11 protein-coding genes and 1 pseudogene are annotated in these 15,558 nt (G+C 44.2%); 7 read left to right on the forward strand and 5 right to left on the reverse strand.

The window, feature by feature from the left end; genetic code table 11:
- The first annotated feature begins 549 nt into the window (after positions 1-549).
- Positions 550-1,477: pseudogene (locus R7Z10_RS08630) on the forward strand (tryptophan--tRNA ligase).
- A gap of 84 nt (positions 1,478-1,561) precedes the next feature.
- On the opposite strand, the gene R7Z10_RS08635 reads toward R7Z10_RS08630, so the two are convergent.
- Together R7Z10_RS08635 and R7Z10_RS08640 are read right to left on the reverse strand one after the other, a co-directional pair.
- Entirely contained in the window at positions 1,562-2,518 is a 957-nt protein-coding gene (locus R7Z10_RS08635) for a hypothetical protein (RefSeq protein WP_054575121.1), read from the reverse strand.
- A complete protein-coding gene (locus R7Z10_RS08640; RefSeq protein ID WP_318104632.1) occupies positions 2,515-3,843 on the reverse strand; it encodes a sphingomyelin phosphodiesterase in 1,329 nt (442 codons plus the stop codon). Before R7Z10_RS08640 ends, R7Z10_RS08635 begins: the two co-directional genes overlap by 4 nt.
- A 291-nt stretch (positions 3,844-4,134) precedes the next feature.
- Between R7Z10_RS08640 and R7Z10_RS08645 the strand changes: the two genes are divergently transcribed.
- Positions 4,135-4,401, forward strand: coding sequence for a hypothetical protein (locus tag R7Z10_RS08645; protein WP_017634954.1), 267 nt, complete (start codon positions 4,135-4,137; stop codon positions 4,399-4,401).
- 155 nt (positions 4,402-4,556) lie between these two features.
- Positions 4,557-6,185 carry a methyl-accepting chemotaxis protein gene (locus R7Z10_RS08650; RefSeq protein WP_318104634.1) on the forward strand — a complete coding sequence of 543 codons (1,629 nt, stop codon included), beginning with the start codon at positions 4,557-4,559 and terminating at the stop codon, positions 6,183-6,185.
- A 125-nt stretch (positions 6,186-6,310) separates the two neighbouring features.
- Here the strand turns inward: R7Z10_RS08650 and R7Z10_RS08655 are convergent, their stop codons facing one another.
- Positions 6,311-7,081 (reverse strand): tRNA isopentenyl-2-thiomethyl-A-37 hydroxylase MiaE, encoded by a 771-nt coding sequence (locus tag R7Z10_RS08655; protein WP_047100806.1) that lies wholly within the window; start codon positions 7,079-7,081, stop codon positions 6,311-6,313.
- 97 nt (positions 7,082-7,178) lie between these two features.
- Positions 7,179-7,943, reverse strand: coding sequence for a hypothetical protein (locus R7Z10_RS08660; RefSeq protein WP_005378247.1), 765 nt, complete (start codon positions 7,941-7,943; stop codon positions 7,179-7,181).
- A gap of 313 nt (positions 7,944-8,256) precedes the next feature.
- Here R7Z10_RS08660 and cysB point away from each other — a divergent pair, with 313 nt between their 5' ends.
- Both cysB and R7Z10_RS08670 read left to right on the forward strand, forming a co-directional pair.
- The gene (cysB, locus tag R7Z10_RS08665) at positions 8,257-9,231 is read left to right on the forward strand and encodes an HTH-type transcriptional regulator CysB (RefSeq protein ID WP_005388967.1); all 975 of its coding nucleotides are present in this window, start codon (positions 8,257-8,259) and stop codon (positions 9,229-9,231) included.
- A gap of 53 nt (positions 9,232-9,284) precedes the next feature.
- Positions 9,285-10,481 (forward strand): methyltransferase, encoded by a 1,197-nt coding sequence (locus R7Z10_RS08670; RefSeq protein WP_054577965.1) that lies wholly within the window; start codon positions 9,285-9,287, stop codon positions 10,479-10,481.
- A 93-nt stretch (positions 10,482-10,574) separates the two neighbouring features.
- Here the strand turns inward: R7Z10_RS08670 and ald are convergent, their stop codons facing one another.
- Positions 10,575-11,699 (reverse strand): alanine dehydrogenase, encoded by a 1,125-nt coding sequence (gene ald / locus R7Z10_RS08675; protein ID WP_005378241.1) that lies wholly within the window; start codon positions 11,697-11,699, stop codon positions 10,575-10,577.
- A gap of 156 nt (positions 11,700-11,855) precedes the next feature.
- Here ald and lrp point away from each other — a divergent pair, with 156 nt between their 5' ends.
- Together lrp and R7Z10_RS08685 are read left to right on the forward strand one after the other, a co-directional pair.
- Positions 11,856-12,350, forward strand: coding sequence for a leucine-responsive transcriptional regulator Lrp (gene lrp, locus R7Z10_RS08680; protein WP_005378234.1), 495 nt, complete (start codon positions 11,856-11,858; stop codon positions 12,348-12,350).
- Between the two features lie 152 nt (positions 12,351-12,502).
- Positions 12,503-15,556 carry a DNA translocase FtsK 4TM domain-containing protein gene (locus tag R7Z10_RS08685; RefSeq protein WP_318104637.1) on the forward strand — a complete coding sequence of 1,018 codons (3,054 nt, stop codon included), beginning with the start codon at positions 12,503-12,505 and terminating at the stop codon, positions 15,554-15,556.
- The last annotated feature ends 2 nt before the right edge of the window (positions 15,557-15,558 follow it).

Genomic DNA, 15,558 nt, shown 5'->3' on the forward strand with positions numbered 1-15,558 from the left:
AACCCGGAGGGTAGGACAGTAACGTGATGAAATTTTCTTCTGTTGTAGGTTCCGGAGTCATTTACACTCCAAGTTATGGACGAGGTCCCAATTTAACAAAGCGGTACTGGTCCTACGTGCGATATGTTGGTTAACTCGTTGTCGTGATGCATCCACATGCGTATTAGATGTGAGGGCTGGTCATCGTAGTTATGGATAGGAGTTCATCAATGAAAAGGAAACACAACAAAACTGTACTGTGTGCGTTTGTCTCTGGTTCGGTATTTGGTGCGGTTTTGGTCATTGCGATGTCTTTACCAATGTAATCCTCTTAATTGGCTGTTGGAACACTCACTCTAATTCAGTACAAAACAGATTGAGTTCTGCGGTATGTGCTGTTAGTTTAAAAAACATGAAAATACACGTTCGCCCTTCATTAACAACCTTCTCTTGGTGGCGCTCTAAATAGAGCGGCGCGGAATACTTACATTCTTAAGCTGCTGGATGGTAGCTAAGAGTGTTTGATCTTTTTATCTCCAGTAGCGATCTATTAAATACTTGGAGACAAATATGAATACCCATAAAAATACATCTCAGCGTGAAATTATACTTACCGGAGATCGAGCAACAGGTCCATTACACCTCGGGCACTATATTGGTTCATTGCAACAACGAGTCAAATTGCAAACGGAGCACGAGCAAACGATCTTGGTTGCGGACATGCAAGGGCTGACGGATAACGCGCATAACCCATCAAAGGTATCCTCTAATATTCTCAATGTCGTTGCAGATTATTTGGCTGTTGGTATCAACCCCGCTCAAACGACGATCACGTTGCAGTCTCAAATTCCAGCGTTAGCCGAGTTGACAATGTATTACAGTAATCTTGTTTCTATCGCACGATTAGAGCGAAACCCTACGGTTAAAAATGAGATTCAAAGTAAAGGCTTTGAACGCTCTATTCCCGCAGGCTTTTTAACGTATCCAATTTCTCAAGCTGCTGATATTACGGGGTTTCATGCGACGCTAGTACCAGTGGGTGATGACCAGCTGCCGATGTTAGAGCAAACTAATGAAATCGTGAGAAAAATAAACCACCTGGGTGGAAAAGAGGTTCTTAGGCGCCTCCGAAAAGGAGATTTCCGCGGCAGTGAAATCTATGTATACCGATCCTAATCATCTGAAAATTGAGGACCCTGGCCAAGTCGAAGGGAATATTGTATTCATCTACCTCGATGCTTTTCATCCTGATAAAAATTATGTCGAACAGCTAAAAGACCATTATCGACGAGGTGGATTAGGTGATGGTTTGACCAAGAAAGTGTTAGAAGAATGCTTACAAGAGATGCTTCGCCCTATTCGAGAAAAGCGCGCTATGTATTTGAATGATAAAGCGCAGCTGATTGATATTTTAAAACAAGGTAGTGAGCGTTCTCGCGAGAAAACCGAAAAAGTGCTATTTGATGTGAAAGATGTATTTGGTTTAAATTTGTTCTGAATTAAAAGTAGAGAGTTGAACATAAGGCACGACGGCTGGTTAGCAACGTGCCTTTTTAAGTTCCCAGTCAGTCAAAGCGCATTATTAAGAAGAAAAAAATTCACGACGAAAATCCGCGACTTCTTGTTGGTAATAGCTTTGCCATTCCGGTTCTGACAAATGTGAATGGCTAGAGGCTCTTTGCGTTCTTAGTTTGGACTCAAGTTGCTGTAATGCTTGTTGATAATCTTTGACTCGTTTTTTTTGCTCTGTAATTTGCTGCTGACGAGCATGAATGTTTTTACTTTCTTCTTTCGTTAAGTAAGTTCGTTCTAGCTCTGCGATGAGCGCCAAGCGATCTGGTAGGCTTATACTATTAGGAATCAGGGTGACCGCACGCTCATATTTTTCCTGGTCGCTTGTTAGCCCGATAGCACCTGCATGTTCTTGCCAGTCAATGGTGAGTTGCTCGAAAGCTCGCAAAAAGTTATCTGGGCTTTGAGTGTCCAGCTTTTGGGCTTCTAAGTTGAAATCGTACAGCGCGAACTCATCCGCGAAAACAACATCAGCCAATTCTCCCCAGATGCGTCTTGCTTCGTTCTTCAGCTGTGCAATACGCGACGCCAGTGATTGCTGCTCATCAAATAACAAATTTCCTACACTCTCTTGCCATTGGCTGCTGAGCTGAGGGTAGTTCGCCAAAAGCTGGAATCGAGCTGAAGATAAATGCGCCTCAAACAAGGCGACCTGCTCTTCACAACTACGGTTCAACATACACTCTTGCCAAAACGTCTCAAGTTGGGCGACAAGTTTCCTGCCTTTGAGTTGAGTTAATCGCTCAGTCGTTATTTGAACTGTGGAAGGGAGCTTAGCTGTTTGTGGTGAAGTATCTGTATCGGGCACGATGCTGCTTGTTTGTGGTGATGTACTGGAGACACTCTGATTTTTTGTCTTAGGGGAAGGAGAGGAAGCGAGCTCTTCTTTTTGAACATCGTGACTGAAAGTTAAAAATATCATGCCCGCCATAATGGCGGACATGATTATCAAAGCGATTTTCTTCATGGCTTGATTGTTGCGCTTACTGGGAAATGGTCAGAAAGGTTATAGTGTTTCCATAAACTCTCTGCGGTTGTGCGCGGCACGTCTACACGGTTGTCATTGAATGATTTCACCCCGTATTCACTACTCACCATAACATAGTCAAGGTATTCCACGTTTTCGCCACCTGATAACGCTTCACCTGCGAAGTTATTGATACGGGGATCAAAGGTTGACTCCGTGTAACCAGAGTAGTGAGGCTCTATGGCACTTAAGTTAGCGATCATTTGTTGGTAGTCACCAGGGAACTTTCTTTTGTTTACGTTAAAGTCGCCGCTGTATACCACAGTTTCGCTCGAAGGAATGTCAAGAGATTGGGCGAGTGCGCGGATTTGTTTGAACTGGCGCTGACGATACTCACGGGCGGTGTCTGTATCGAAAGATGCGGTATGGGTAGCAAACACATGGTAAGCCTGACCACCTTTAATTATTTCCGCATAATTTACGCCTTTATCGGCAAAGCAGTCTGTACCAGAGCAATCGGGAAAGACATATTGCGCTTCATTCACGATAGGGTAGCGACTAACTATGATTACGCCACCATCATGAATATTAACGCCTTCTTTATCTAACATCTTTGTTTGGTAAGGATATTCCTTGGCTAACTCACGTAAGAATGCTTCACGGCCGCTGGCAAACACCTCTTGCAGCGCCAAAACATCGTAACCTTTTACATGTTGAGGAATCAGTTCGTAACGATCTCCAATGTGCGATGCAATAGCCGTCAACGCCCAGATGTTATAAGTCATCAACTTAAGGTTTTGTTCTTCGTTGTCGACAGATTCCGCTACCTTGCTTGGCGTGATGGTGTAGTAAAGATCATCATATCGAGCGGTACTGTCTGACTTAAATGCCAGTTCGGTTTCTCTCGTACCAAAAGCGTTAGTGTTGGCACGATGAATGTTACGATCATCTTTGAGAGATAACTCGAAATCGGCTGCGGATAAGCCGTATTCAATGGTCGAATTGTACCAATGGCCTTCCATTATTTGATTGAGTGTTATGCTTTCACCTTCGGGGCTAGAAACCACAGTTTCAAAACGGTAAGTTTGATTTGATTTCACGCCCTCCCAGCGGTTGAAGCTTAATACAGATTTAGTTTCCCACGGACCAAGTACCTGCACATGTTGTTGCCACTCGTCTCCGTATTGAAGCAAATCACTGCCTTCATGTTTTACTTGAATAGTTAACGGTTGATCAGAGTTATTCGTTAGGTAAACGTCGGTATCTGCAATGCTGGGTAACGCTATCAAGCTACTTAATAAAAGGCTCCACTGCGAAAATTTCATCTTATTTTTCCATCATTTGAACTAGAGCAATCATTCTTGTTTATAAATGTTACTTGCACGTTAAATATGGATGACATCTAAGCCAGCGCTGAAAATTGTTATCAGAATGTGATCTTTATTCAATGGTGAGAATGGGGATATTGAGTGTGTGGCCGTTAAAGCGGTGGAAAATAGTACCAACAGTCAACGAATTGCATTCACTGCAATCAAGCTGTCATCTTTGCTCTATAAGTTGTGCGGCGTCATTCATCTAGCTATATGGCTAGAACTCAAATTGATAGATGGAGCACCATGGCTAGAGCAGTAAATCCAACCGATGAAACCATCATTAAATTGTTACAAGAGCAAGGTCTGATTAGAAGTGAAGCAGAAGCGCGTTTAAAGAAAGAGGTGTACCGCTTGCAACCTAATGAGATAGCAAAAGTAAAAAATTATGCCCAGCATTTTGGGATAAATGCGAAAGAAAAGCTCATCGATGAGATCTTGGATCTGCGCCGAGAAGCGCTCATGAAAAGATGTAGACACAATACGGAGCATGCGAGCCTATCTCTAAAATAGCATGTGATAAAACTATCAATTACTGGTCAAGATTTGATCTCTCAAGCCGATGTATATAAGAGCGTTCAATGATATCGAGCGCAAAAAACAGTGTGTTTTAGAGGTTAAGCTTTCACTTAAGTGAGAGGTTTGGAAAGGCTGCGGGGAGAAAGTGCATGCGTATTAAAGACTTAAGTGTCGTAAAGAAAATATCGGTTAGTTATTTAACCGTTTTTGCCGTGTTTGGTTTAGTGTCAGTAATGTTGGTGCAAGGTTTGTTAACACTGAATAAAGACATTTCAGTGTTAACAGATAAAAGTTTACCTTCTGTTGCGATTTTGAAAGGTATCCAAGTTGATATTACTAAAGTGCGTAAAGATGAGTTCTCTTTATTGCCAAACGCAAATCACCCCAAAATTGGTGAGTGGTTAAAAGGCCTCGACCAATGGCGTTCTGATGTGCAGGCTGGTATTGCAGAATACGAAAAGCTCGACCTTAATAAGCGTGAAACGCAGTCCTTTAGCGTTTTTAAAGAAACTTGGAATCAATACATCAAAGAAACGAAGACTTACAACGTATTGCTAAGCCAAGGCGATGCTGAAAGTGCAAATGATGTAATTTTATCAAGTTTCGATACCTACTCAAAAGCGTTGAGCAGCTTGGATGATACCCTCGCGTTGAACGATGAGTTGGTGAGTTTGATTGGTGAAGAAGTACAAAGTGAAGCGGCATTTACACAATACAGCGCTGCTGTTGGTGCGCTTGTCGTCGCATTGGTCATGGTAATGTCTGCCATGCTGCTTTCTCGAGTCATTTGCGGGCCTGTTGATCGAGCATTGGAATTCGCTTCTAAAATCGCCAAGGGTCAATTGAATAATCAAATCGACGAAAGTGAATTGAGCAAAGACGAGTTAGTAACGTTGCTTAAAGAGCTTGTCGGTATGCAAACAAACTTACATTCGCTGGTTTCTGAGATTAATGACTCAACGATTCAGCTAACGGCAGCAGTAGAGGAAGTGAGTGCTATTTCTTCTCAGACCGCCTCTGGTATGCAAAATCAACAAATTGAACTTAGCTCGGTGGCTTCTGCGATGACAGAAATGCAAGCTGCTGTAAGTGAAGTGGCACAAAATACCGAAGTTGGCGCAACCTCTGCTTATTCGGCTGCGGAAGTGGCAAAGCAAGGAACGGCGACGTTACAACAAACTATCGCAGTAATTGAGCGTGTATCACATACGATCCAAGAATCAGATGAACTGGCACGTGAGCTTGAATCGAGCTCAAACAATATCAATGTGGTCGTCGATGTGATCCGCGGGATTGCCGAGCAAACAAACTTGTTAGCACTGAACGCCGCAATTGAAGCCGCTCGGGCTGGTGAACAAGGACGTGGGTTTGCTGTTGTGGCAGATGAGGTTCGTTCTCTGGCGCAACGCACTCAAGACTCCACTTCACAAATTGTGGAAATTGTTAATCAGCTACAAGAGAGCAGCAGTAAAATAGGGCATTCAAGCCGTGATTGTCAGGAGGGTATTTCTCAGTGTGTTGAGCAAGTTAATGATACTGATAGCCAGATAAAAGAAATTGAACATTCTGTCGATAACATAGCGCAAATGAGCACACAAATCGCAACGGCGTGCAGTGAGCAGAATTCTGTATCCGAAGAGCTGAATCGCAGCGTGGAGCATATTAATAGTGCTTCAACAGAGATGGCTGAGGGAGCTTCACAAACGGCTGTGGCTTGTCAGCAGATTAGTAGCCTAGCGCACAACTTGAAAACTCGAATGGGTTCATTCCAGCTCTAGTTGTTGTGTTTCAGCTTTATTCCTAACCTCATTGCTACAATAAATAAGCCGGACGAAATGTCCGGCTTATTTATTCTCTGTCTATATAAGTTCAGAGTATGCTCAACCTTGGGAGAATATGCTCGCTAGGCTGGAATACCACTGTGAAACTTAAAATCTGTATCTGGCGTAGAAATTAAATCTGCCTCTATACGTCCAAAGTAGGCGATGCGCTCGCTGATATCTTTGCCTGCGATTTGCTCCGCTAATACAAGATAATCCTGGTAATGGCGTGCTTCTGAACGTAATAAAGAAATGTAGAACTTTGCGATATCGTCATCCATATGTGGTGCTAGTTTGGCAAAACGCTCACAAGATCGAGCTTCGATGTACGCACCAATGATGAGTTTATCGATCAGCGTTTCCGGCTCATGAGTCTTCATATGCGAAATCAGTCCTTTAGCATAACGACTTGCTGGAATATTTTTGTACTCAATTCCACGACTTTCCATGATCTCTAAAACTTGATAAAAGTGGTGTAACTCCTCTTTTATCAAAAGCACCATCTTATCGATCAAATCTTGGCTATATGGTGAGTCGGACTTAGCCATGATTGCCTTAGAAATATTGCTCTTGCCTTTTAAAGTTTCCAATGAGCCTACGTTACGGTAAGCAAAATCTTCGTAGGGCTTAAACCAGTCAAGTAGAGCATGTGAACTGGATTGATCAACGGCATACTTACGAATTAAAAACATGGCAGATTGGCCAGCTTTTAGTTCGCACAGTAGGTGGTCTAACAAAATGGTTTGAAGGTTCTCTGGTTTCTTTGCTTCCTCTACCCATTCATCAGGTGTACTGCATTGCAGAAATTGGTTAATGGGAGCAAGAAGATCTTGATAGGCGTCTAGATTCATCATTTTAGTTTTAGTACTTCACATTTTTATTGGGCATATCCGTTGTCTTGCGGATAGAAAAAAGGCTGCAATTGCAGCCTTTCTTGACCTGAAGTGAATGTTACCACTTTTTCTTCTCGCCGAAGAGTGCTTCCATGTCATTGTCACGCTCTTTGTCAGCAATCTGCTGCATTTCAGCATCGCTTTTATCTTGGCGCTTTTTATCTAAGTCACCCAACATCTCTTCAAGCTTTTGTTTCGCTTGAATAGAATAAGGATCGCTCTTAGTGCTCAAAGCATCGATACCTTTACGCAGCAGTTGAAGCGCGGTGCCTGGTTGACCACGAGCGATAGAGTCGTTTGCTCTTTTGATGACATTTTCAATGTTGATGCGAATTTGCATCGTTTCCAAGCGCGCATTTTCGGTGACGTAGGTCTGGGTATCTAATCGGCCTTTGTTGTGCTCGTTACGGATAGTGTCGCGAAGTCGTTTAACCAGCTTAAGCATGACGATAGCTTGTTTATCACTACTCGGCATCTTGAAAGTGGTACTCTCGCCAGTAGGGCCATTCTCTTTTAGCTGCGTAATCTGCTGCTTCATATTTTCGATACGTTGAGCAAGTTGCTTGTTCTTCGGGTCCAGCTCATGCATGCTCTCTAGCGCGTCAAGAATGCGATTGTTTAGACACAACAACAGCTCTTTACTAAAAGGGATATGGTGCGCATGACCAATCAACTCTTCAGTACCATCTATCAAGGCTACATATCGTGCTGATTCCTGCCTTTTTGCGGTTTCAACTTTAACCTTATATTGCAACATAATGTTATAGCCTAGGATTAACACCAGTAGGATGGCTACCAAAGCGATTATTAAACCAATATTCATATCTTTGCGTCTGCTTTACTTTTCTGCGGCTAGCGTTAAAGAATACATGAATCTTATCTTACTCGGCACCTTATTTGTTTGATTATTTTGTCTCTCCCACGTTTTAGTTACTGATAGAAGTCACATCATAGAACTTCGGTCATTTATTGGCTCAACTTTGTGCATATTGTTTCTTGCTTGAAGATTATTAGTATGTGATTGAGGTATAAGTTAGAAATTGCTGTTCATTTCGATTTGAACGCGTTATAACTAATTATTATATCGCTCGCTTGAGTGGCCAATAAACTCTCTCATGAATAAGTAAGGGATTACGATGAAACTGCAGCAGCTGAAGTATATTGTTGAGGTTGTAAACCATAATCTGAATGTATCTGCAACGGCGGAAAGCTTATATACCTCTCAGCCAGGTATCAGTAAACAGGTTCGGTTGCTGGAAGACGAGTTAGGCATTCAGATTTTTGAACGTAGCGGTAAGCACTTAACGCAAGTGACGCCAGCTGGAGAAGAAATTGTACGTATCTCTCAAGAAATTCTCGCTCGTGTAGAAAGTATCAAAGCGGTGGCTGGAGAGCACACCCATCCAGAAATGGGGACACTGAATATCACCACGACACATACGCAGGCTCGTTATGCACTGCCAGATGTCATCAAAGGTTTTACTTCTCGTTATCCAAAAGTGTCGTTACACATGCACCAAGGTACACCGTCACAAATGTCTGAGGCGATAGCTAAAGGCACAGCGAATTTTGCGATTGCGACAGAAGCGCTTCACTTATATCAAGATGCCATCATGCTGCCTTGTTATCACTGGAATCGTTCAATAGTTGTGCCTAAAGACCACCCACTAGCGAAGAAAGACAAAGTAACGATCAGTGATCTTGCCGCTTACCCATTAGTCACTTACGTGTTCGGTTTTACTGGCCGTTCAGAGCTGGATACAGCATTCAACCGCGAAGGTTTAACCCCGCGAGTGGTGTTCACTGCAACTGATGCAGATGTCATTAAAACTTACGTTCGTATGGGTATTGGTGTGGGTGTGATTGCAAGCATGGCTGTGGATGAAGAGCAGGACGGTGACTTGGTTGCAATAGATGCGAGCCATTTGTTTGGCGCGAGCACCACGAGCATCGGCTTCCGCCGTGGTACATTCTTACGCTCTTACATGTTCGATTTTATGGAACGTTTTGCACCGCACTTAACGCGTCCAGTGGTTGAGCAGGCGATTTCGTTGAAGTCTAATGCAGAAATCGAAGAGATGTTTAAAGACATCGAGCTTCCAGTGAGATAACACTTCATTGATGTTTCGATTCCCTCTACAATGCGCTCGTTGTAGGGGGAGCTATGAAAACGCAATTTCAGTTTATTAATGACTGCTTAATCGAGAACCAATCTTTGTGGCGATTCGAGCCTTTTAAAAGCAGCATTCACACATCATTACCTTGGCAGGAGCAACATCCTCGACTGTGCCAATGGCTAGCGTCTCTTACTCCCTCTCAAATCGAAGAATACAAAGCAGCACCAGAACTCGCGTTAAAAGCACTTAGTCCGTTTTTGCCTGAGCTTGAACAACTCGCAGAACTGACTCATTTAGAGCTTTTGTCGTTAAACGGCTTGGAACTCGCTCGTGGTTTAGATAACGGTATTCCGGGACGTAAGTTGGAGCAAATTAGCTCGATGGGTGAAGCTGCAATTCAACAACACTGTGGCGAAGAATGGCTAGAATGGTGCTCAGGTAAAGGTTACTTGGGGCGAATCCTGACAACGCAAACCGATCAGCCTGTAACCAGCTTTGAATACCAACAAGCACTGTGCGATTCGGGGCAACAAGCAGCCAATGAACATCATTGGAAGATGACGTTTATTCAAGGCGACGCGTTTGATAGCAAAGCGAAAGCCGTGTTTAAGCCAACGCAACACGCAGTAGCACTGCATGCATGCGGTGACCTTCACGTTCGTCTAATGCAGTACGGCAGTGAAAATGGGGTTGCTGCGATGACCATATCACCTTGTTGTTACCACTTGATTCAGTCGGAACAATACCAGCCGATGTCGGAATCGGGCAGGGCTTCTTCTCTCTCATTGTCTAAGCAAGAACTGCGTATCCCATTACAACAAACGGTGACGGGAGGAGAGCGCGTGCGTCGTCATCGTCAGCAGGAAATGATGTTTCGTCTTGGGTTTGATTTGATCACGCGACAAGCTTTGGGAATGGCAGAGTATCAGCCTGTGCCGAGTATCCGTAAGTCGCAATTAAGTGATGGTTTTGAATTGTTCTGTCGCTGGGCAGCGGAGCAAAAAGGCATTATTCTTCCTCAAGAAATCGATTTCTCTCATTTTGAAAAGTTAAGCGAACAACGCTTCTGGCAAATGGAGAGAATGAGCTTAGTGCAACTTGTTTTTCAACGTCCGTTGGAGATCTGGCTCGCATTAGACAAAGTGCTTTATCTTGAAGAACGTGGTTACCGTGTTAGATTGTCAGAGTTTTGCCCTAAATCGGTCACGCCTAGAAATATTTTAATTTGTGCATATAAGATTTAGTTATTCTTTATAGCCAAATACTCTATATGAAAAAGCCCACTTCAGTGTGGGCTTTTGTAAACAAAACGTGACAATTTATGTTTTATTTTGTCATTAATTGAACATAGCAATAGCTTGAGTTGGTTCAACGTATTCCAAGTCAAAGCTTTCTGCTACTTCTTTACACGTTACTTTTCCGTGAATAACGTTTAGACCTTCAAGGAAGCCTTTATCTTCTAGAAGTGCTTCGCGGTAGCCTTTATTTGCTAACTTCACGATGTATGGAAGTGTAGCGTTGTTGAGTGCAAATGTTGAAGTGCGAGCAACTGCGCCAGGCATATTTGCTACACAGTAGTGAACCACTTCATCAACGATGTAAGTTGGATCTGCGTGAGTTGTCGCGTGTGAAGTTTCGAAACAACCGCCTTGGTCAATTGCCACGTCAACCACTGCCGCACCAGGCTTCATCTTAGCAATATGCTCTTTAGTGACCAGTTTAGGTGCTGCTGCGCCAGGAATTAGAACGGCACCGATAACAAGGTCCGCTTCTAGAACATGCTTCTCGATAGCGTCTTCAGTAGAATAAACCACTTTTGCGCGACCTTGGAATTCTTCGTCAAGCTTACGAAGTGTGTCTACGTTACGGTCTAGAATAGTGACGTCAGCGCGAAGGCCAACCGCCATACGAGCGGCGTTTGCACCAACAACGCCACCACCAACGATAACGACTTTTGCAGGTTCAACACCAGGTACGCCGCCTAGGAGTAGACCACGACCGCCATGCGATTTTTCCAACGTTTGCGCACCAGCTTGGATAGACATCCGACCTGCCACTTCTGACATTGGTGCTAACAGTGGCAAACGACCCATATTATCTGTTACAGTCTCATAGGCTATACAGACAGCTTTGCTCTTGATTAGCTCATCAGTTTGTGGAAAATCTGGTGCTAGGTGTAAATAAGTAAATAAAATTTGCCCTTCGCGGAGCATTGCTCTCTCTACTGCTTGGGGTTCTTTTACTTTTACAATCATGTCTGCTTGCGCAAATACGTCAGCAGCATGAGGGAGAATGGATGCGCCGACAGCGATGTAATCATCGTCTGAAAAACCAATGCCGGCACCTGCATTGGTCTCAACTAAAACTTGGTGACCATGTGAGATGAGTTCTCTCACGCTAGCTGGGATCATACCAACACGATATTCGTGATTCTTGATTTCCTTAGGTACGCCAATGATCATCCTGTATCCTCTTTCTATAATGGTTGTATTAACTGTTAGTAGGGTGTTATTGTCGAATTAATAACTAGTATAGTTATAGATTTGTAAAATTTGGCACCAAATATTAAAAAGTTGTAGTATATTTTTTTGCAAGGAAGTAATAAGGTGGAATAAAAAATGGCAGACAACTATAAAAAGCCGTCCAAGGAACTAGACCGTATCGACCGCAACATTCTTAATGAGCTGCAGAAAGACGGTCGTATTTCAAACGTTGAGCTTTCAAAACGTGTGGGACTTTCTCCAACGCCATGTTTGGAGCGTGTACGTCGCTTAGAGCGTCAGGGTTATATCACAGGGTATACTGCATTATTGAATCCGCAGTTCCTGGATGCATCACTATTAGTATTCGTTGAGATTACGCTAAACCGTGGTGCGCCGGATGTGTTTGAGCAGTTTAACTCAGCTGTTCAAAAGCTAGACGACATACAAGAGTGTCATCTTGTTTCAGGTGACTTTGACTATCTTCTTAAAACCCGTGTATCAGATATGGGTGCTTACCGCCGACTATTGGGCGATACGTTACTACGTCTACCTGGCGTAAATGACACTCGCACATACGTTGTTATGGAAGAAGTGAAACAATCTAACCAGCTTGTGATCAAAACTCGTTAATTTCTTGCAAAGAAAGCGGTATATGCTTCCGCTTTCGCCAGAGAGTAATTGGGTTTTTCTCCTTGATATGGTTAAATCAATTTACCGAGCGGCTTGATGCCGCTCGGAATGTTTTGCAATTTCCTATTTCATTTCCATATTCAAGTTGATTTATGTTCAAAGAGAACGCAAAGAAAGTCGAAACCATTATCAAAACCAGTGAAGAGCCCCAGTCTTCACGCCTAAATGGCTTCCAACGCTTAAAAGAGTGCTGCTTTATCGTTGGCGTTCTTAGCTCGGTATTGCTTGCGGTTGCACTATTTACCTTCAGCCCGGCCGATCCTTCTTGGTCCCAAACCGCATGGGGAGGGGATATCGATAATGCTGGTGGCCTTTTCGGCGCTTGGCTAGCCGATACTCTATTCTTCACATTTGGCTCTCTCGCTTACCCAATCCCTTTCTTGCTAGCGGCGGCTGCATGGGTGATTTGCCGTAAACGAGGAGAAGATGAGCCCATTGATTTCATGCTATGGGGTACAAGGCTGCTCGGTCTTGTCGTCCTTATTATGACCAGTTGCGGTCTTGCCGATATTAATTTTGATGACATTTGGTATTTTTCATCCGGAGGTGTGGTCGGGGATGTGTTGTCTAGCCTCGCTTTACCTACATTGAATGTACTCGGTACCACATTGGTACTGCTGTTCTTGTGGGGAGCGGGCTTTACGCTCTTCACTGGCATCTCATGGCTTAACATCGTGGAATGGCTTGGTGATCGTGCGTTAGCACTAATTGCCGCGCTTGCAAATAAGGCAAGAGGTTCAGAGCAGGAAGTTTTAGAACCTCAGCTTGATGAGTTTGTAGAAGATAAAGTCTCTACGCCTAAACATAATGTAGACCATGAAATTGATGATGAGCCGCTTCCTCATTTAACGGCGTACGATGTCGATGAACCGAAAGAGCCGGCGCCAGCGCATGAGTATCCTATTTATATGCCGCAAGCTAAACCTGATAAGCCTGCGGAACAGGCGATGGTAGAACCGACGCCACCACAACGCAAGGCTACGGTTAATGCTGCGCCAGTTTATTCTGAACCTGAGCCTCAAATACAACCTATCCATACGGTTAACACTGATAACGTTGATCCGCTCTTGGAACGCACCAAGCAACTGAATGTTACGATAGAAGAGCTTGAAGCAGCGGCGCAACAAGCAGATGACTGGGGAACTGAAGAGCAGGCAGCCCCATCACTTGCAGACACTTACTCTTCCTCTTCCTATGTAGAGCAACATACAGCTACAGAAGAACCGATCAGTGTTGAACCAGATTATGCGCAGTACGAACAATTTGAAGCAGAGCAAGTACAGCAGCCAAGTATTGAGCATCCTGTACATGAAGAGCCTGCAATTGATTCTGCTGTATTAGATAGCATCACGGCGCAAACAGAGTCGAGCCAACATATTGAGCCTACGATCTCTGACTTTGATGTGTTAGATGATGAAGACGAAGTGGAGTCTCAGCCTGCGCAGCAAGTACAGCCAACAACGCCTCATCAGCAAGCAGCAACACCTTCAACAACATTTGAACCTGCTCCTCAAAAAGTGGAAGTAGAAGAGGTCCAAGACAACGACCAAGACGTTACCGCATTCCAAGATATGGTTTCCAATGCACAAGCCAAAGTCGCTGCAACACAGAACCCATTTTTGGTACAGAAAGAAGAAAACTTGCCAGTTCCGGAAGAGCCACTCCCAACGCTCGAGTTGCTTTATCATCCAGAAAAACGTGAAAACTTTATCGACCGTGATGCGCTAGAGCAGGTCGCTCGATTGGTAGAGAGCAAACTCGCTGACTACAAAATCAAAGCCGATGTGGTTGGTATTTATCCTGGTCCAGTGATCACTCGTTTTGAGCTTGATTTGGCGCCGGGGGTGAAAGTAAGTCGTATTTCTGGTCTTTCAACTGACTTAGCGCGTGCATTGTCTGCGATGGCGGTACGTGTTGTGGAAGTAATCCCTGGCAAGCCTTACATCGGTTTGGAACTGCCAAATATGAGTCGTCAGACGGTCTATTTATCTGATGTCATCAGTAGCCCTCAGTTTGAGCAAGCAACGTCACCAACAACGGTTGTGTTAGGTCAAGACATTGCGGGCGAAGCTGTGGTGGCAGATCTTGCGAAGATGCCTCACGTGTTAGTAGCAGGTACAACAGGTTCTGGTAAGTCGGTGGGTGTGAACGTGATGATTTTGAGCATGCTGTATAAAGCAGGTCCAGAAGATGTACGCTTCATCATGATTGACCCGAAAATGCTAGAGCTTTCTATTTATGAAGGTATCCCTCATCTTCTTTCTGAAGTTGTGACTGATATGAAAGACGCATCAAACGCTCTACGTTGGTGTGTGGGCGAGATGGAACGTCGTTACAAATTGATGTCGGCATTAGGTGTACGTAATGTGAAGGGCTTCAACGAAAAATTGAAGATGGCAGCAGAAGCGGGCCACCCAATCCATGACCCGTTCTGGCAGGAAGGCGACAGCATGGATACTGAACCGCCATTGCTAGAAAAGCTGCCTTACATCGTCGTTGTTGTTGACGAATTTGCTGACCTAATGATGGTGGTAGGTAAGAAAGTTGAAGAACTGATTGCTCGCTTGGCGCAAAAAGCGCGTGCGGCAGGTATTCACTTAATTCTTGCGACTCAGCGTCCATCGGTTGACGTAATTACCGGTCTAATTAAAGCGAACATTCCAACTCGTGTTGCGTTTACGGTATCGACTAAAACGGACTCTCGTACAATCCTAGATCAAGGCGGCGCAGAATCACTACTTGGTATGGGTGATATGTTGTATCTACCGCCGGGATCAAGTCATACAACTCGTGTTCACGGTGCATTTGCATCAGATGATGATGTTCATGCAGTTGTAAACAACTGGAAAGCGCGTGGTAAACCGAACTACATTGAAGAGATCATCAGTGGAGATCAAACTCCAGAAAGTCTATTGCCAGGTGAGCAAATGGAAGCGGATGAAGATGTAGACCCGCTCTTCGATCAAGTTGTTGAGCACGTGGTTCAATCACGTCGAGGTTCGGTTTCCGGTGTTCAGCGCCGATTTAAGATAGGTTACAACCGTGCCGCCCGTATTGTAGAGCAGCTTGAAGCGCAGGGCATCGTAAGTGCTCCGGGTCATAACGGTAACCGCGAAGTACTGGCACCCGCGCCACCAAAAGATTAATG

Source organism: Vibrio sp. Vb1018, from assembly GCF_033338775.1.
Classification (GTDB): Bacteria; Pseudomonadota; Gammaproteobacteria; order Enterobacterales; family Vibrionaceae; genus Vibrio; species Vibrio alginolyticus.